This is a genomic window from Extibacter muris (assembly GCF_004345005.1).
Lineage (GTDB): Bacteria > Bacillota > Clostridia > Lachnospirales > Lachnospiraceae > Extibacter > Extibacter muris.
This window is the reverse complement of record NZ_SMMX01000002.1, coordinates 93,941-111,146: the sequence shown is the minus strand read 5'-3', so window position 1 is coordinate 111,146 and position 17,206 is coordinate 93,941. Positions and strand designations below refer to the sequence as shown.

15 protein-coding genes and 1 tRNA gene are annotated in these 17,206 nt (G+C 50.3%); 1 reads left to right on the top strand and 15 read right to left on the bottom strand.

The window, feature by feature from the left end; all coding sequences use genetic code 11:
- Positions 1–18: 18 nt before the first annotated feature.
- The 12 genes from E1963_RS02355 to ilvD form a co-directional block, all read right to left on the bottom strand.
- Positions 19–1,686 (bottom strand): nucleoside kinase, encoded by a 1,668-nt coding sequence (locus E1963_RS02355; RefSeq protein ID WP_132274801.1) that lies wholly within the window; start codon positions 1,684–1,686, stop codon positions 19–21.
- A gap of 49 nt (positions 1,687–1,735) precedes the next feature.
- The gene (locus tag E1963_RS02350; protein ID WP_132274798.1) at positions 1,736–2,515 is read right to left on the bottom strand and encodes a Nif3-like dinuclear metal center hexameric protein; all 780 of its coding nucleotides are present in this window, start codon (positions 2,513–2,515) and stop codon (positions 1,736–1,738) included.
- Between the two features lie 19 nt (positions 2,516–2,534).
- A complete protein-coding gene (locus tag E1963_RS02345) occupies positions 2,535–3,227 on the bottom strand; it encodes a tRNA (adenine(22)-N(1))-methyltransferase (RefSeq protein WP_132274794.1) in 693 nt (230 codons plus the stop codon).
- A gap of 13 nt (positions 3,228–3,240) precedes the next feature.
- Positions 3,241–4,353: an RNA polymerase sigma factor RpoD gene (gene rpoD, locus E1963_RS02340; protein WP_066575176.1), complete on the bottom strand. Its 1,113-nt coding sequence runs from the start codon at positions 4,351–4,353 to the stop codon at positions 3,241–3,243.
- Positions 4,354–4,392: 39 nt separating this feature from the next.
- The gene (gene dnaG, locus E1963_RS02335; RefSeq protein WP_132274791.1) at positions 4,393–6,162 is read right to left on the bottom strand and encodes a DNA primase; all 1,770 of its coding nucleotides are present in this window, start codon (positions 6,160–6,162) and stop codon (positions 4,393–4,395) included.
- A gap of 105 nt (positions 6,163–6,267) precedes the next feature.
- Positions 6,268–7,275: a deoxyguanosinetriphosphate triphosphohydrolase gene (locus tag E1963_RS02330; RefSeq protein ID WP_132274788.1), complete on the bottom strand. Its 1,008-nt coding sequence runs from the start codon at positions 7,273–7,275 to the stop codon at positions 6,268–6,270.
- An 18-nt stretch (positions 7,276–7,293) separates the two neighbouring features.
- Positions 7,294–8,316 (bottom strand): DUF2804 domain-containing protein, encoded by a 1,023-nt coding sequence (locus E1963_RS02325; protein ID WP_132274785.1) that lies wholly within the window; start codon positions 8,314–8,316, stop codon positions 7,294–7,296.
- The gene (pap, locus tag E1963_RS02320; protein ID WP_132274783.1) at positions 8,316–9,857 is read right to left on the bottom strand and encodes a polyphosphate:AMP phosphotransferase; all 1,542 of its coding nucleotides are present in this window, start codon (positions 9,855–9,857) and stop codon (positions 8,316–8,318) included. Before pap ends, E1963_RS02325 begins: the two co-directional genes overlap by 1 nt.
- A gap of 347 nt (positions 9,858–10,204) precedes the next feature.
- The gene (locus E1963_RS02315) at positions 10,205–10,357 is read right to left on the bottom strand and encodes a diguanylate cyclase (RefSeq protein WP_132274780.1); all 153 of its coding nucleotides are present in this window, start codon (positions 10,355–10,357) and stop codon (positions 10,205–10,207) included.
- 20 nt (positions 10,358–10,377) lie between these two features.
- Positions 10,378–10,977, bottom strand: a complete 600-nt coding sequence (locus E1963_RS02310; RefSeq protein WP_167482090.1) for a zinc ribbon domain-containing protein — start codon at positions 10,975–10,977, stop codon at positions 10,378–10,380.
- A 207-nt stretch (positions 10,978–11,184) separates the two neighbouring features.
- Positions 11,185–11,269, bottom strand: a tRNA-Leu gene (locus tag E1963_RS02305).
- 189 nt (positions 11,270–11,458) lie between these two features.
- Entirely contained in the window at positions 11,459–13,129 is a 1,671-nt protein-coding gene (gene ilvD, locus E1963_RS02300; RefSeq protein WP_132274774.1) for a dihydroxy-acid dehydratase, read from the bottom strand.
- A gap of 223 nt (positions 13,130–13,352) precedes the next feature.
- On the opposite strand from ilvD, the gene E1963_RS02295 reads away from it, so the two are divergent.
- Positions 13,353–14,234 carry a LysR family transcriptional regulator gene (locus tag E1963_RS02295; RefSeq protein WP_132274772.1) on the top strand — a complete coding sequence of 294 codons (882 nt, stop codon included), beginning with the start codon at positions 13,353–13,355 and terminating at the stop codon, positions 14,232–14,234.
- A 24-nt stretch (positions 14,235–14,258) separates the two neighbouring features.
- On the opposite strand, the gene E1963_RS02290 is transcribed toward E1963_RS02295, so the two are convergent.
- Genes E1963_RS02290 through E1963_RS02280 form a run of 3 tightly spaced genes read right to left on the bottom strand, consistent with a single transcriptional unit; the run spans position 14,259 to position 17,199 of the window.
- Positions 14,259–14,816, bottom strand: coding sequence for a DUF5662 family protein (locus tag E1963_RS02290; RefSeq protein WP_132274769.1), 558 nt, complete (start codon positions 14,814–14,816; stop codon positions 14,259–14,261).
- Positions 14,817–14,842: 26 nt separating this feature from the next.
- Complete coding sequence (locus E1963_RS02285; protein ID WP_132274767.1) at positions 14,843–15,505, bottom strand: TraX family protein; 663 nt, start codon at positions 15,503–15,505, stop codon at positions 14,843–14,845.
- Positions 15,506–15,507: 2 nt separating this feature from the next.
- The gene (locus E1963_RS02280; protein ID WP_132274764.1) at positions 15,508–17,199 is read right to left on the bottom strand and encodes an alpha-amylase family glycosyl hydrolase; all 1,692 of its coding nucleotides are present in this window, start codon (positions 17,197–17,199) and stop codon (positions 15,508–15,510) included.
- Positions 17,200–17,206 lie beyond the last annotated feature (7 nt).

The following is a 17,206-nucleotide window of genomic DNA, read 5'->3' as shown; positions in this document are numbered from 1 at the left end:
CGTCCTGCCTCCTTTTCCTTACACGTTGAAGCAGCCTCCGCCGATGAATTCTCTGAGCAGTGAATTTGTCGGCACATATTCACTTCCGATCCCCACAAAATAATCGAGGAACTTCAGCAGCCTTTTTGCCTCTATATATTCCACGCAGTCTTTCTCGATGCCGAACAGAAGGGCTTCCACATAGGGCTTCAGGACTGCAAGCTCATAGATGAGGGCAGAATTGAACATCACGTCCGCCTCCTCCTGGAACGGGAATATGTTCCGCTCCTCTCCCCTTCTCACGGACGGCCACATGCTGATGGTCCTTCTGGCGGATGAACCGCGGGTCCTCGCATCCCGGACGATTCTCCGGATCAGCCTTCCGTCAGTGGTCGGTATCCGGTTGTGTTCATCGATGTTCAGCTGCGTCAGGCCGCTGATATATATCTTATATTTATTTTCATCTGACAGCTGTTCGGTAAGCTTCGGATTCAGGCAGTGGATCCCTTCGATTACGAGCACATCGTTCTCTCCGAGCTTCTTCGGCTTGTTCGTATACTCCTTGTGCCCCGTTACGAAGTTAAAGTTCGGTATGATGACTTCTTTTCCTTCCGTCAGTTCACGGAGCTGTCTGTTAAACAAGTCTACGTCCACAGCCTCAAGGCACTCGAAATCATAATTCCCGGCCGCATCCTTCGGATTGTCTTCACGCTCCACAAAATAATTGTCCACGGCTATCGGATGCGGAACGAGCCCGTTTGCCCGAAGCTGGATGGAAAGCCGGTGTGAGAATGTCGTTTTTCCGGAAGAGGACGGGCCTGCGATCATGACAAATTTAATCTCCGGACGCCCGGCTATCTCTGAGGCGATCTCTGCAATCTTCTTCTCCTGCATGGCCTCCTGTACGAGCACGACTTCCCGCACGTCGCTCTTCGTTATCTTGTCATTCAGCGCCCCGACCGTCTCGATGCCCTGCATATCCCCCCACTTCGTGGACTCCTTGAGCACCTGGAACAATTTATTCTGCGGCTCGAACGGAGGCACGATATCCGGCGCCTCTTCCACCGGCATCTGGATCACGAATCCTTCATCAAACGGGTACAGCTTAAAATACTTCAGATATCCGGCGCTTGGCACCATGTATCCGTAGTAATAGTCCTCAAATTCATTCATGCTGTATATGTTGACCTTCGACACTCTGCGGTATTCAAACAGCCGTTCCTTATCCCGCATCCCATGCTGGCGGAACAGCGCCACGGCATCGTCCGTGTGGATGCTTCGTTTCTGGATCGGCATATCCATCTCTACCATCTCATGCATCCGCGCCTCTACTCTATGCAGAAATTCCTCGTTCAGTTCAATGTCCCCTTCTATCGTACAGTAATACCCCTTGCTCACCGCATAATGGATTCTTACCTTGTCGATGGCCACATGGTTGGCCACGTCATAAACGGCCTTGACGAGCATGAGGCTCATGCTTCTCTTGTACGTCTTGTGACCGATATTATCCGCCGTCGTCACAAAGCTGACGACACAGTCGGACTTCAACGACTTGTAAAGCTCCTGGAGCCGTCCGTTCACAAATATGAGCACTATGTCATAAGGATAGTCCTTCTGGTATTCCCGGGCTATCTGCTCATATGTAGTCCCGCTCTTGTAGCGCTTGATCTCATCCCCTATCTGTACGCTGTACAATTCCTTATCCATATCTTCCTCCTTCTCCTGGCATCCGGCCTGCGGCATCGGTGCACTAAGGTCAAATGATTACAAACGGATGCCGGATGGGCGCGGCAGCCACTTCTATGCCCGGAACATTCTCTTCCAGATATCTTTTCATATCCTGGACAAAGATATGTTCTACCCCATAATGCCCCGCATCTATGATGCAGAGCCCGTCCGCCACCGCGTCAATGCCTGTATGATGGTCGATATCTCCCGTGACAAGTACGTCCGCTTTCTTGCCGAGCGCCGCCCCGATCATGCTCTTACCTGCTCCCGGCGATATGGCGATGCGCTTTACCTTGCAGGAAAGGTCTCCAAATACCTTGACCGGTCCCGGATTGAAGCTGTCTTTAACTGCCGCGGCACATTCTGCGAGCGTTATGGCTTCCTCTAAATCTGCCACTCTGCCGATTCCTTCCTGGCATCCGTCGTCCCAGGTCACTTCCAGCACCTTGGCGTCATGAAGATGGAGCATCTTCCCGGACAGGTCCGCCATGCCGAGCACATCATAATTCGTGTGCATCGCATAATAAGATATGTCGTTCTGCAGCATTTTGATAATGCGTCGTCCGATAAAATTACGGTTCGTCACCTGCTTCAGCGCACCGAATATAAGCGGATGATGGGTGATAAGCATATCCGCCCCCTGCTCCACCGCAGCTTCAACGACCTCGTCCGTCGCATCCAGTGCTACATAGGCACGCTTTACTTCCTTGTCATCCCTGCCCGCAAGCAGCCCTACATTATCCCAATCCAGGGCGTACTTTTCGGGATAGCTCTTCTCTATGATATCTATGATTTCCTGACAAAGCATACTATATCCTTCCTCTCTGCTATCGATAGCAGCCAAGCGCTTCTTCTATAAGGCGAAGCTCCTTTTCGATCTCGTTTTTGCGCTCTCTGGAGCGCACGCTTCTGCTGCCGTCCAGGCGGACGGCTATATCATTCTTTATACGCTTCTCTCTTAACAGGTATTCCTTTAATACGGGATGCCGCTGTTGTAACAGACGCTTTCCATAGAGCAGTTCCGCATCCGTATATGCACTAGAGGTTCCGTGTACTGCCTTCATCACAGGGTAGTATTTTCCTTCTTCCTCCACCATATCTTCTTCCGATATGGAAAAGCCATGGCCAATCAGATAGCCCCGCACCTTCTTAACCTCAGACTGGGGCTGGAGGATCAGCTCTTTCATCTGCCCTGTCACAGCTTTTCCGTCGTCCAGGATCTTGATGACCAGTCCCCCGCCCATTCCGGCCGCTATCATCGTATCTGCCTCTCCGGGCCTGATAGCCTTCAGTCCGTCCGAACGCCTCGTCTCTATCCGCCCGGCCATGCCGCTCTCCTGAATATGTATCCTGGCTCTATCAAGCGGTCCTGCATTGATATCCGAAGCGATCGCCTTCCTGGCGGTTCCGGTCGTGATAAGATAGATCGGCATATATCCGTGGTCAGTTCCGATATCTGCGACAGAGGCGCCCTCTGTCACAAGACCGGCTACTGCTCGCAGTCTTTTTGATAGTTCCATAGGCGCCTCTTCCTTAATCCAGATAATCTCTTAATTTTCTGCTGCGGCTCGGATGACGCAGCTTTCTGAGCGCTTTCGCCTCAATCTGGCGAATCCGTTCCCTCGTGACGTCAAATTCCTTGCCGACTTCTTCCAGCGTGCGGGCCCGTCCATCATTCATGCCGAATCTCAGGCGGAGCACCTTCTGTTCCCTCTCTGTCAACGTATCCAGCACCTCGTCAAGCTGCTCTTTCAGAAGTGTCTGCGCTGCTGCCTCTGCAGGTACAGGTACGTTGTCATCCTGTATGAAATCGCCGAGATGGCTGTCTTCTTCCTCACCGATCGGTGTCTCAAGCGATACCGGCTCCTGTGAGATCTTAAGAATCTCCCTCACCCTCTCTACCGGCATGTCCAGTTCAGCCGCAATCTCTTCTGGCGTAGGTTCCCTTCCCAGTTCCTGCAACAATTGTCTGGACACACGGATCAGCTTGTTGATCGTCTCCACCATATGGACCGGAATCCGGATGGTTCTTGCCTGGTCGGCAATCGCTCTTGTAATCGCCTGGCGGATCCACCATGTGGCATACGTACTGAACTTAAACCCTTTATGATAGTCAAACTTTTCTACCGCTTTGATCAGTCCCAGGTTCCCTTCCTGAATCAAGTCAAGAAACAGCATCCCGCGCCCTACATAACGCTTGGCGATGCTGACTACAAGACGAAGGTTGGCTTCCGCCAGCCTCTTTTTGGCCTCCTCGTCCCCGTCTGCCATCCGTTTAGCGAGGTCGACTTCCTCATCCGCCGTAAGAAGCGGAACTTTACCAATCTCTTTCAGGTACATGCGGACCGGATCTTCTATGCTGATGCCGTCCGGAACAGTGAGATCTATTTTCTCGACGTCTACCTCATCTTCTTCGGAGATGATGATATCCGCATCGTCGATATCATCGTCGTCTCCACTGATGCGCAGCACGTCGATATTGTTCGCTTCCAGGTGCTCAAACACTCGTTCCATCTGTTCAGATTCAAGTTCCATGTCAGAGAAGAAATCATTAATCTCCTGAAGCTCCAGAATGCTTTTCTTCTTTTTTCCGAGAGATACCAGTTCTTTTAATTTCTCCTCAAATTTCACTGTGTTTTCTTCCATGTAGTGTCCATCCTCTCATTGCTTGTTTATATTTTATCCTTAATTGATAGAAATATGCAGTTTTTCAAGGTCCTGCAGGGCTCTTTTGTCTTCCATCAACCGTTGTAGTCCCTGGATATCCGTAGGTTCCAGGTTCCGTGTAGCTTCCTCGATGCTGTGGCTCTTGACCCGTATTACCGTTTCCTTCAGTGCTTTCTCCTGCTCAGCGGCTGTTGAAAGCTCTTTGATCTTCGTGTGGAACAGGCCTGCAACCTCCCGGTGCTCTTCCTCATCCGTAAAATGATTCATAAGCTTTGCAGGATTCACTTCCCCTGCATCATACTGTTCATACAGAAGGTGTGCAACCGTCCGGTACAGCTCTCCCGAGAAATCAGAAGGCTTGATATACTTTTCAATCTGCCGGAAGATGCTTTCTTCCTCGATCAGCCATGTAAGCAGTATCTTCTGGGATTTGACAATCCCGTTCTCCTTCTCACGACCGGACGCTGTCTTAGCCCTGACGACAGGCTTTGCCAGCCCTTTCTGGACTGCCATCTTCCCGACCAGCTTTCTCAGATCTTCATAGCCGACGTGATATGCGCCCGCTACTGCTTCTATGTAATTATTCCTTTCAATCTCCTCGTCAAACTCTGTAAGCCTTGTGGCGGCCGCCCGCATGAATTCTGTCTTGCCTTCCGGAGACTTCATGTCATACTGCTTCTCCAGAACTTCCAGGCCGAACATGAATCCATTCCGCGCCTTGCCGATCCGTTCCTCGAAAGCCTCCGCTCCCAGGTTCTTGATGAACTCATCCGGGTCTTTGTACGGTTCCATGCGGATGACCCTCGCAGTGATTCCGGCTTCTTTTAGAATCGGCGCGGCCCTGAGTGCCGCTTTCGTCCCCGCCTCATCACTGTCATAGGTCAGATAGACTTCTTCCACATACCTTCGTATCAGCGAGGCATGTCCTGAAGTAAGCGCTGTTCCGAGCGAGGCTACCGCATTGCCGAATCCGGCCTGGTGCAGCGATATCACGTCCATATATCCCTCACAGAGCAAGAAGTACGGTTTCCGGAAGGTCCTTGCCCGGTTGAGGCCGTACAGGTTTCTGCTCTTGTCAAATATCATCGTCTCCGGAGAGTTGAGGTATTTAGGCTGTCCGTCGCCCATCACACGGCCGCCGAATCCGATGACCTTGCTGTTGGCATCCATAATCGGAAACATGACACGGTTCCAGAACTTGTCATAAGGACCGCTTCTTTCGTTAAACGCGATCAGTCCCGCCTTAAACAATATGTCGTCCGAGTAGCCTTTAGACTTCAAGTACCTGTACAGCTCCTCTCCGGACTTGCCGGAATATCCGAGCCCGAAAGCGCGTATCGTGTCGTCGCTCAGCTCCCGGCGTTTCAGATAGCCCAACGCGTGTTCCCCTCTTGCGTCCTTCAGCTGCGCGTAATAAAACTGGGCCGCCAGCTTATTGATTTCCAGCAGGGTCGCCCTCACCCCCGCCTTTTTCTTCGCCTCTTCGGAATCGTCCTGCTCCGGCAGTTCGACACCCGCGCGTTCCGCAAGATACCGGAGCGCTTCCACGAAGGTATAATTTTCATAATCCATTATGAATGTAAAGACGTTGCCTCCAGCCCCGCACCCGAAGCAGTAATACATCTGCTTCTGCCTGCTGACCGAGAATGACGGCGACTTTTCATTATGAAACGGACATAATCCAAAATAGGAACTTCCTTTTTTCTGCAGTTTCACATAACCTGAAATCACATCTACTATGTCATTTTTTGCTCTCACTTCTTCTATCAGATCATCTGAATAATACATCGCCCCTCCTATATATACGCTGAGATACCCGGCGCAGATACATTTATACTGCTCCGGGTAAAAATGTCCTCATATATAGTATTCGACAAAACTATTAGATTTCCTTTAAATTTTCCAAGATTCCGGTACAAAAAATTCTTCAAACTTCTTTACTGCGTATGTATCCGTCATTCCGGCAATGTAATCACACACGATCTGTTCTTGGCTCACCCCGTTTGCATCCATCATGGACAGATACTGTGCGGGCAGAAGTTCCATATGCCTTATATAATACTCATACAAGTTGGTAATCATATTGACAGCCTTGACTTCTTCACCCTTTGCCGTAGGATTCTGGTATACGTTCTCAAACATGAATCTCCGAAGTCCGAGCGTAGCTTCTTGCACCTCATGCGACATGCTGATCTTTGGCTGGTCCATGCTGCTGGTGATGACATTGTGGATCATCGTATCGAGCCTCACTTTGGTCGTATTGCCCAGTACATCCGTATACCTGGCAGGAATATCTTCCTCCTTCAGGATGCCTCCCCGTACGGCATCATCTATGTCATGGTTGATATAGGCAATCTTATCCGACAGCTGTACGATCTGCCCTTCCAGCGTGTGGGGGCTGCCGCTGGACTTATGGTTCAATATCCCGTCGAGTACCTCCCACGTAAGGTTCAGGCCTTCGCCCTGCTTCTCCAGGCATTCTACTACCCTGACACTCTGTTCATTGTGGCGGAACCCGTCTGAATTGACATCGTTAAGCGCCCGCTCTCCCGCATGGCCGAACGGCGTATGCCCGAGATCATGGCCCAGTGCGATGGCCTCCACCAGATCTTCGTTCAGGCGCAGCGCCTTGGCCACTGTCCTGGCATTCTGCGAGACTTCCAGCGTATGGGTGAGCCGCGTGCGGTAGTGGTCCCCTTTCGGAAGCAGGAACACCTGCGTCTTCTGTTTCAGCCTCCGGAACGCCTTGCAGTGCAGGATCCTGTCTCTGTCCCGCTGGAATACGGGCCGGATGTCACATTCTTCCTCTTCTTTCTTCCTTCCCCGGGAATCCTTGCTCAGCGTAGCATATGGACTCAAGTATTCGATTTCCCTTCGTTCCAGCTGTTCCCTGATCGTCATCCTCAATCCTCCGCTCTTTTAATACCTGTTATGTACATCTTCTGCAAAACACATCATATCTTTTACTTCTATCACTTTCCCGTCGTCCAGTACCGCACGTCCGCTCATTTTGCCGAACACCTGATGCTGATCTGTCACGATGACGAGGGCTGATGTCCTGGCCGCCCTGTCAAGAACCGGTTCAAAGTCCATCTCGAACCGTCCGTCGCTTGACGTGAATGTCCACGGCTTCATATAATCCTCCTCAGGAATATGGAAGGTCACATCATCTAATTTATGACACTTGCCGCCGTAAAATAACATATTTTCGGAAGCTGCCGAAGTATCTCCGAACCCGTATCCGATATTGAACCCAAAGGGCGCCCCGTCAACCGTGGCATTGCCGGAACTCCAGTACCACCGGTTGTCATATGTCCACACGCCCCGGCCCCAGTCGAGCGTTCCGTAGTCGGACTTTGGACGGAACGTATAAGTTTTTCCATCATAATGCATGGTTCCTTCCGCTTTCATGCAGTTTATCTTCTGGTTATAGTAGAATGCCGTCTTTTTATTCTTCCACGGTGTCGCAATCACCATCGTGTCCATGTCGGGCTGATGGAGCAGGATATCGCATGAGAAAGGCTTTCCATTATAAAAGTTCTCAAAGCGGCACGTGATGCGGCGCTGCCCTTCACTGACCGCAAAGCTCATCTGCAGACGCCGGTCCCTGTATACGGTATCGCCTGACTCTGAAGTGGCAGGCAGGGCTAATCTTCCCATCGGAAATGCATTCAGTATCGTCTCTGTATGTTCCCACCCTTCCTTAAAATTCAGCAGCGAGACGGACTGCAGTCCGATATAGCCGTCATCCGATATGGTAAACGCCCCTGCATAATCTTCGTTCAGCACAAGATAGTAATCCCATTCTTTGATCCTGAACCTGGGCGCCTTGATCTGGCGCCTGTCATACTGCTGTACGAGCCTTTTCGACCACCCGGGCTCTCTGAGAGAGCCGTCTTCTGTCAGCAAGGGCTGTATTTCCGTCACCTCATGGTTTCTCATCAATCATCCCTCTTTTCCGCCTCCAGACGCTTTTCGATCGCGTCCACTACCGACTCTAGAACTTTGATTCTTGCATAATACTTGCAGTTTCCTTCCACGACTATCCATGGGGCCTTAGCCGTAGATGTACGTATGAGCATCTCATTGACCGCCTCTTCATACTGGTCCCATTTCTCCCGGTTCCTCCAGTCTTCATCTGTAATCTTCCACTGTTTTTCCGGATTCTCCTGGCGGGCTTTGAATCTGCGCTCCTGTTCCTCTTTATCAATCTGCATCCAGAATTTCATTACGATGGCGCCAGCATCTGTCAGGTCCTTTTCCATATCATTGATCTCTTTATAGGCTCTCTGCCACTCTCCTCTTGTACAGAAGCCTTCGATACGTTCTACCATCACCCTTCCGTACCAGGTACGGTCGAATATGGCTACGTGACCCGCTTTCGGCATGGCTGTCCAGAACCGCCACAGATAATGGTGGGCCTTTTCGATATCATTTGGCGATGCCGTAGGACGCACGACATATCCTCTCGGATCCATCTTGGCTGTCAGCCGTTTGATCGCGCCGCCTTTTCCTCCCGCGTCCCATCCTTCAAATCCAAGCACGACCGGTATCCTTCTCCGGTACAGTTCTCCGTGCAGTTTTGCCATCTTGTCCTGCAGCTTTTCCAGCCTCTTCTTATACTCTTCTTTACTGTATGTGAGGCTCAAGTCTGCCTTCGCCAGTATGGACTCTTTAAGCCTCTTATCTTTATCTGCCTCTCCCCCCGACAGCTCCTGAAGGTCTTCGGCCGTATATACCTTGACATTTTCTCTTTCTTCTATCTCTTTCCTCACACATTCGATACGGTCTGACAGTGCCTGGATTACGATAGAATATATTTTCGCCGCGGCAAACCGGCGGTCTGTCGCCTCCACGATATTCCAGGGCGCATAGTCCGTGTCGGTCCGGGCCAGCATATCTTCGTTCATCTTTTCATACCGCGCAAAATCCTTGTTGCGCCTTCTGTCTCCCTGGCTGACTCTCCACGCCGTCTCTTTAGACTCCAGCAGCTTCTTGAACCGCTTCTTCTGTTCCTTCTTATCTATAGCCAGAAATATTTTGATCAGCACCATGCCGTCGTCCGTCAGCTGCTGCTCAAAAGAACAGATAGAATCATAGGCCGCCGACAGGTCCTTCTTCTTCGTCTTCTTATCGAACCGGTCGATGAGCACCTTACGGTACCATGTGCTGTCATAGATTGCGATCCGTCCTCTCGATGGCATCTTCGTCCAGAACCTCCACAGGAACGGATGCATCCGTTCTTCCTCCGTCTCATTCTTCACTGCATGCACTTCAAAGCCCCTCGGATCCAAAGCCTGGATGAGCTCGCTAATCTGCACGCCCTTGCCGGCCGCACCGTAGCCTTCAAAAGCGATCATGACCGGAATGCCAAGCTCCCGGCACTCCCGCTGTAGTTTTCCAAGTTTTGGCTCAAATTCCAACATCTTATCCCTATATTCAGACTTGCTCAATGATTTTGTTAAATCCAACTTCTCCAGCATACAAATCCCTCCATTTTCATAGGGGTCTGTCCCCCAGTGCAGCAGGGGTCTGACCCCTATCGCAATTTCCATTATTTAACTTCATTATACACCATGCGATACATAATGTTAGACTTTTTATTGCATTTTTTTAATTCATCAGAATTATTAGTCTTTTCCTTTTTCCCGCATTTTTAGTACTAACATGCCCTCAAGCTCAGCGTATTATTCTATACGGTGTTCCAGGCAGACAAAAACGGAGGACATATCTGCTCTATGTCCTCCGCTATCTTTTTTTTATTTTTCAGTTTTATCTTGTCGCTCTGCCGGTGGTTCAAATCGGGCAGCAAGGCAGAAACCGTCGCGGTTCATCGACTTCCTGCGGTAGAGGCGCTGTCGGCCCTTCGGTATAAGTCGTAGAAATCTCTGCCGTCTTCAGGGTAGTAGGAAGCCCCGATGCTGACCGTGGCCGTTACTGTCCCATCATCGATGCCCATCGGCTGATGCAGCTTGTCTACCAAGGGATTAGCAGCCGCAGCCCTTACTTAGCGTCTTCATATGTAATTACTAATAAGACATCTGTGGCAGTCATGGAAATATTAGTCTTATCCCCGTACCACCTGTATTTCGTGTTGTAGGTCGCTTCATAATCTTCATCATAGATTTTGTTAAAGTAGCCCACATAATATAAAATGGCATCTCCTATATCTTCGCTGACTATGCTGGCTTCAATCTTCTCCAGCTTATCATTCTCATCGAAGCAGAAATTCATGTCTATCATATCGCCCTCTGAATGATATCCGTCTAATGAATCTACCAGGTCAAAATAACTGTTGTCCTCATCGTAAGTCCAATCCGGATACTTCTTTTCTACTGTTCTGACAGATGATCCCCATCTCAATCCTTCGCAGTATTCCTTGCTGCCGGTGGGCTTAAGAACGGCAAAAATCACAATCCCTAACATAACGGCTGCAATTATCCCTATCATCAATATCATATTGTTCCGTTTTATGCGGCGCGTGCCGGACATCTGTTCTTTGCCAGATCCGGCTTCTCTGCTTATCGGACAGCCGCAATACGAGCAGTATATTGAATTGCCGCTCACCTCTTTTCCACATTTTGGGCATATAATCGTTTCCATATGTACCATCCTCCCTCGTTTCATCCTGTCTTCAACATCAACTTCCGACAGTTTCTTATAAGGCTATTCTACCATCATATCCCCCGGATTTCGACAATTATTATTGTATTATTACAAAAATACCCGTCTATGTTCCATCTTCTCAATATGCGGACAAAAAAATGCTGAGAAGCTTCTGTTCTGAAGCTTCTCAGCATTCCGGCAAACTGCGGAAGATGGGACTTGAACCCACACGAGCGCATTGCTCACAAGATCCTTAGTCTTGCTCGTCTGCCAGTTCCGACACTTCCGCATGACTTAAACCGTCCGAAGAATATATTACTATGACTTGGTCCAAATGTCAACAAATTTTCTCAATTTTTTCATCTTTTTTCATCCCATCCGGACGCCGCCCTGACAGACGGCTTTTACCGGTATCAGTGTCCCGGAGGCCAGAAAGTCTGGTATCCCGGGACACTAATTATGAGACGATTGCAGAACTCTATCTTTTGAATCTGGCGCCAAGATCCCATGGCTGCATAGCCCCGCCTTCTTCTGCCGGCCGGCACATCTTGGCATAGATGTTGAGGCAGCCTTTTTCCTCCTTAAGCGGCGGGCATACCCACTTCTCTCTTCTCCTTGCCAGCTCTTCATCCGGAACGAGCATGGACACTTCCCCTCCAGGGATATCGATGACAATCTCATCTCCGTCTTGCACAAGAGCGATATTGCCGCCGTCATAGGCTTCCGGTGACACGTGGCCGATGATCGCCCCATAGTTGAAACCTGAGAACCTGGCATCGGAAATCAATCCGACACTCTTGTGCAGCCCGAGCCCGATAAGGGCATCTATGCTCAGCATCAGCTCCTTCATGCCCGGAGCACCTTTGCAGCCCTCATAACGGATGACGATGATATCGCCGGGCACGATCTCGCCTGCCTGGATAGCGTCAAATGCTGCCCGGTCCCCCTCGAACACTTTCGCCTTGCCTCTCATATATTTCACTTCTTCATAAACTGCCGTAGGCCGTACGATGGCTCCATTCGGCGACAGGTTTCCCCTGAGTATCTTAAGACCCGGCTCATGGAACAGAGGGCGTTCCAAAGAGTGGATGACCTTATTTTCCTGAGGCGCCACTTTTGCAAGCATATCAGACCATGGCGTCCCGTACATGCCGGGCGCATCCGTGTACAGCTTGCTCTCCAGCATCTTCATCACGTTCATCACTCCGCCTGCATAGTGGAAGTCCACGACCGTATACGGCCCGCTCGGTACGACGGCGTTTATACACGGAATATCCTTGGCATATCTCTCAAAGTCTTCCAGCGTGAGCTCAATACCTAGTTCATAGCCGTATGACAACAGGTGGAGCACCGCGTTGGTGGATCCCGCAACCGCCATGTCAAACATGATGGCGTTATGCAGCACCTCTTTCGTGATAAGTTCTGAAGGCCTTCTCCCTGCCTTGGCCATCTCTACCGCATACATGCCGGCCTCTCTCGCCTTTCTGAGCTTCGCATTGTCAGAAGCCGGTATCGTGGATGTTCCCGGAAGAACAAGATTAAGCACTTCGCCGAGCATCTGCATCGTGTTGGCAGTCCCCATAGACGGGCATGCCCCAAAGGACGGGCATACGTTATCTTCCATCTCCATAAGCGACTCCTCATCTGCCCCGGAAAAGCGTGCGGCATCCAGATCTGCTTCTACGACAGTCTTCCCACAGTGCTGTCCGGGCTGCATCGAACCCCCTGTTACGATCATCGACGGAATGTCCAGACGCATTGCCGCCAGATAGCATCCTGCTATGATATTGTCGCAGGAAGCAATCATTGCGAGCCCGTCAAAGTTATGTACCCTCGTGACAAATTCGACGCTCATCGCCACGATGTCACGCCCCACCTGCTCATACTTCAGCTCTTCCGCGCCATTGGCGATGTTCCCGCACGTTGCCGGAATCCCGAACTCGACCGGTACGCCTCCGGCCGCCCAGATCCCTTCCTTCACCGCTTCTGCTATCTGCCTCAGGTGTGCAGATCCCGGAGAGCCTGCCATATAAGAGTTCGGCACTCCGATGTGGGGCTTCTTCCTGATATCCGTATCCGAATATCCTGCCGCTTTCATCATGACCCTTCTGTGGGCAGCTTCTGCCCCGTTCCAAAACTCTGTTCCCATATGATTTCTCCTCCTTACATTTTGTCCGCCGCCTGTTCATAACTTGCTTGACAATAATTTATCATATATGTTTATAATAGAGAAACAAGTCCTGATAAAAAAGCCAGCTTTACTTAAGGATATGTTCATTTTTTCTTATATGTAGTAAAAATGCATGATTTCCGTCTCAGACTTAAGTAGTTTTGAACAGAGGCTTTAAAATATCTAATAGGAAGGAGCTGCCATGAATAAATATGAGATTATCCTCAGCGTATGCGACACCCACAGCATATCCAAAACTGCCGCCAGCCTGAACTATACGCAGTCCGCCATCAGCCAGGCCATCAAGAACTTTGAAAAAGAGCTTGGCTTTTCCCTGTTCAAGCGTTCAAAGCACGGCATGGACCTCATGCCGAATACCGAGGAAATCATCGAATCGTTAAAAATCATCTGCCGGGAGAAGAATAAGATCAGCCAGATCGCATCAAACCTCACCAGCCTGGACAGCGGATATATCCGCATCGGCACGATACAAAGCATCTCTTACCACTGGCTGCCCGACATATTGAAGCACTTCTCGAACCTGTATCCGAATATCCGTTTTGAAATGACCGTAGACGGCTTTAATCCGCTGAAAGAGAAGCTCCAGACCGGCAGGCTCGACTGTATCTTCGCATCCCGCTACAGCGTCCCGGATCTGCCGTTCATCCCTATGGGTAATGATGAGCTTATGCTTGTGACTCCCAAGTCGCATCCTCTGGCTGAAAAGATAGCAGTGTCCCTGTCTGACGTGAATAACGAAAATTTCGTGCTTTCCTCCGACGGGCTTGATTATGAGACCGGATATATCTTTAAGCAGAATAATATAAAGCCAAAGATACAGTACAGGCTCAATGAGGACTTTGCCACGCTTAAGATGGTAGAGAAAGGGTTCGGCATCACGATACTGCCCCGGCTGCTTCTGTACAATGCCCCCTTCGACGTATGCACGCGCTCTTTCACAGAACATTACTCCCGCACGCTTGGCGTTGCCTGTCCGAAAGACGCTCCGCCTACGCCGGCCACAGTAAAGTTTCTGGACTATGTGAAGGAATGGAGCCGGCAGCTGAATCAGGACGGCAGATAGAAAAGAGGAAACAACGGCGTGCTGTCACCGCTGTTTCCTCTTTCTTTTATATTCCATCACTACGTTCCTTATATATGCAAATGTCTTATCTTCGCCATCTTCTGCAAGCATCTTCAACAGATGATGGAGAAGCGCCGCCGTATCTTCGTGGATCATCTTCCCGAGCTTGGCGGCACCTTTATCATAGTATTCCAGCGGATGGGCGTCTGTATATGCCTCTTTCATATATGTCTTGGACGCCGCGATCCGGTCCATGAACATCTCGATCACGTACCGTGTCGGCATCTTCTGCCCGACGATTCCTTCCTCAGGATCGGCGCTGTAGTCGATCCAATACTCATAATGGTGCTTGTTCCGCCCTTTGTGGTGCAGCCATGCGGTAGAATATCCGGTATCTTCCCGCTCTGCATTGTTCGGGCTTCTCGTCCCCTGGTAATATCTGCAGCCTACGAGGAATTCCGAGGGCGAATACTTGGACATGTCATGCAGAAGGCCCTGCTTGTATAGTCCAACCTTGAAACACTGCTTCATCACCAGCATCTTGTGGTGATTGATCGTACAAAAATGCTTCCATGCTTTCATAACTCTTACTCCACTTCCACGTCTTACTATATCATCCATCTGGCAATCCCATACAGGAGGAGCAGATGCAGCGGATAGAACGCATAAAAGAAATACTTCATGCTCCGCCCACGTTCGCCGTTATACAAGGCTATCGGAACCATTGCCAGCGCGCCGTACTTCTGCACGGCACCATTCCAGATGAAACACCATGCAGTACCCGCTGCAAGCTTCATCCACAGCCGGTCATGCAGCAGGAAGAACGCTGCTATCAGCAGGATCCCCTGGGAACCGTAATCGGTCTTAAGCACCTCCGCCAGCCACATCACGAGCAAGACTTCTATCGCCTTCACCGGCCACTCTGCCGCTTTTTGCAGTACATACATTAGAACGACACCCAAAAATAATGTAAAAAACACATTCTGGTATCCGAACTCTAAAAGAGTGCCCCGGAATGCCAGGTCATATGGAAGCTCGGACACAAAAGCAAATATCAAAAGCCTGGCCATATAGCGGCGTATGTCGCTCGTATGGATGAAGCCCTCCACGAGCAGAAAGCAGAATATCGGAAAAGCTATCCGCCCAATATAGCGGAACAGCATGCTACCGGGGAATAATACGGCCCCGGTATGGTCAACGACCATAGATATGATAGCGATACATTTCAGCTGAAATGTAGTCAAACCAAACTTATTACGAATCCATTCCATGTTTACCGTCCTGTCAGCATGATAACCGTACGCTCTTCGGCCTCTATCAGCCGCTGGTTCTCAAGCAGCCTGTATTCTGCAAGTATACCGTCCTTCGTTGAAGCCGCCGCATGCCATTTCTTATCTTTCGGCAGGGACGGCAGTGCAAATGTGTGCGGAAGCCAGTGCATGTTATAGATTACAAAGCAGTCTTCGTCGTCGGCATATGCTCCATAATAATAGACTCCCAGCTGTCGGCTGGATACTTCAGAAGGTATTTTCCACGCGTTTTCTCCATGGTAAGACACATCAGGCATTCCGCAGCAGAGCATATCGATGCCTTCCGCTTCTTTCGCGGGATACAGCACCGGATGCTTTTTCCTGAGGGCTATGAGCTCTTTTACAAAGGTGAACAGCTCCGATTCCCTTTCTGCCTTTCCCCAGTCAAGCCATCCCGTTGGATTGTCCTGGCAGTAGGCATTGTTGTTCCCTTTCTGAGAATTGGCAAATTCATCTCCCGCCAATATGCACGGCGTACCCTGTGCAAGCAGGAGCAGGAAGAATGCGTTTCTCATCTGCCTCCTGCGCAGCTGCAGGACCGCCTTTTTCCTCGTAGGCCCTTCCGCTCCGCAGTTCCAGCTGTAGTTGTAATCCGGTCCGTCCAGATTGTTCTCACCGTTCGCTTCATTGTGCTTCCCATCATAAGATACGAGGTCATGAAGCGTGAAACCGTTATGGGCGGCTATACTGTTAAATATTCCATCCTGCCTGGAATTATGCTTGAGCCAATAGATGGCATCACCTACCATGCCCTCGTCCCCCTTCAGGAAGCGGCGCATCACGGTCTGAAAGCCCATATCATGCCTCATGACCTTAGTCTTTTTCAGCATAGGATCTCCGGAAAGCGTCTCCATCGGCGCCACGGCCGGATTCATGATAAAGCCGTCCATATGGTATTCCAGCATATAATACCGGAGGCATTCAACCATCAGCTGCTTCGGCGTCTTATCGGTAAACGGCATTTCGAGCACGACTTCTATGCCGGCCTTATGGCACGCCTTCACCATATCTTTCAGTTCCTTGATTCCATCGCCGGAAGCGGCATAGGCGCTCTTAGGGGCAAAAAAGAAACCGTCTCCGTATCCCCAGTAGTTCGTGTACTGCAGGCATTCCTCAAACTCATAGACAGGCATGCAGTGGATCTGGTTGATGCCAAGCTCCGTCAGATATGGTATCTTTTCTACTACCCCGGCAAACGTACCTTTATGGACCGCTTTGGATAAGCTGTGCTTTGTAAATCCACGGACGTGGAGGCTGTACGCGATCACCTCGTTATAAGGGATGTGGAGCGGCGCATCGCCCTCCCAGTCATATGTCCCCGTCTGTATGATACCCCTCACTTCATGCTGCTGTATGTCATATTCCCTTCGCCATACGCTCCTGCCCGCAAGTGCCCTGACATAAGGGTCCACCACGATCCGTTCATCGAACATATAATTATATTCATAAGCGTCTGCTTCCATACCTTCCAGCGCAATGAAATGCACCTCCCCGACGGATTGCTCCACCGGAACCCGCTCGCACGGTTCACAGCTTCCGGCCTCGTAGAGCAAAAGGCTGCATGTCCTGCCCTCCGGCACTGCGATGGAAAAATTGATCCTGTCATCTGTGATTGTAACGCCTAACGGCAATGGTTTCCCCTCAACTGCTTTCATATTTAAG

Excerpts from the sequence above, each read along its gene's own strand:
- E1963_RS02355 (WP_132274801.1), bottom strand. The coding sequence starts at position 1,686 with ATGGATAAGGAATTGTACAGCGTACAGATAGGGGATGAGATCAAGCGC.
- E1963_RS02350 (WP_132274798.1), bottom strand. The coding sequence starts at position 2,515 with ATGCTTTGTCAGGAAATCATAGATATCATAGAGAAGAGCTATCCCGAA.
- E1963_RS02345 (WP_132274794.1), bottom strand. The coding sequence starts at position 3,227 with ATGGAACTATCAAAAAGACTGCGAGCAGTAGCCGGTCTTGTGACAGAG.
- rpoD (WP_066575176.1), bottom strand. The coding sequence starts at position 4,353 with ATGGAAGAAAACACAGTGAAATTTGAGGAGAAATTAAAAGAACTGGTA.
- dnaG (WP_132274791.1), bottom strand. The coding sequence starts at position 6,162 with ATGTATTATTCAGATGATCTGATAGAAGAAGTGAGAGCAAAAAATGAC.
- E1963_RS02330 (WP_132274788.1), bottom strand. The coding sequence starts at position 7,275 with ATGACGATCAGGGAACAGCTGGAACGAAGGGAAATCGAATACTTGAGT.
- E1963_RS02325 (WP_132274785.1), bottom strand. The coding sequence starts at position 8,316 with ATGAGAAACCATGAGGTGACGGAAATACAGCCCTTGCTGACAGAAGAC.
- pap (WP_132274783.1), bottom strand. The coding sequence starts at position 9,857 with ATGCTGGAGAAGTTGGATTTAACAAAATCATTGAGCAAGTCTGAATAT.
- E1963_RS02310 (WP_167482090.1), bottom strand. The coding sequence starts at position 10,977 with ATGGAAACGATTATATGCCCAAAATGTGGAAAAGAGGTGAGCGGCAAT.
- ilvD (WP_132274774.1), bottom strand. The coding sequence starts at position 13,129 with ATGGGAACAGAGTTTTGGAACGGGGCAGAAGCTGCCCACAGAAGGGTC.
- E1963_RS02295 (WP_132274772.1), top strand. The coding sequence starts at position 13,353 with ATGAATAAATATGAGATTATCCTCAGCGTATGCGACACCCACAGCATA.
- E1963_RS02290 (WP_132274769.1), bottom strand. The coding sequence starts at position 14,816 with ATGAAAGCATGGAAGCATTTTTGTACGATCAATCACCACAAGATGCTG.
- E1963_RS02285 (WP_132274767.1), bottom strand. The coding sequence starts at position 15,505 with ATGGAATGGATTCGTAATAAGTTTGGTTTGACTACATTTCAGCTGAAA.
- E1963_RS02280 (WP_132274764.1), bottom strand. The coding sequence starts at position 17,199 with ATGAAAGCAGTTGAGGGGAAACCATTGCCGTTAGGCGTTACAATCACA.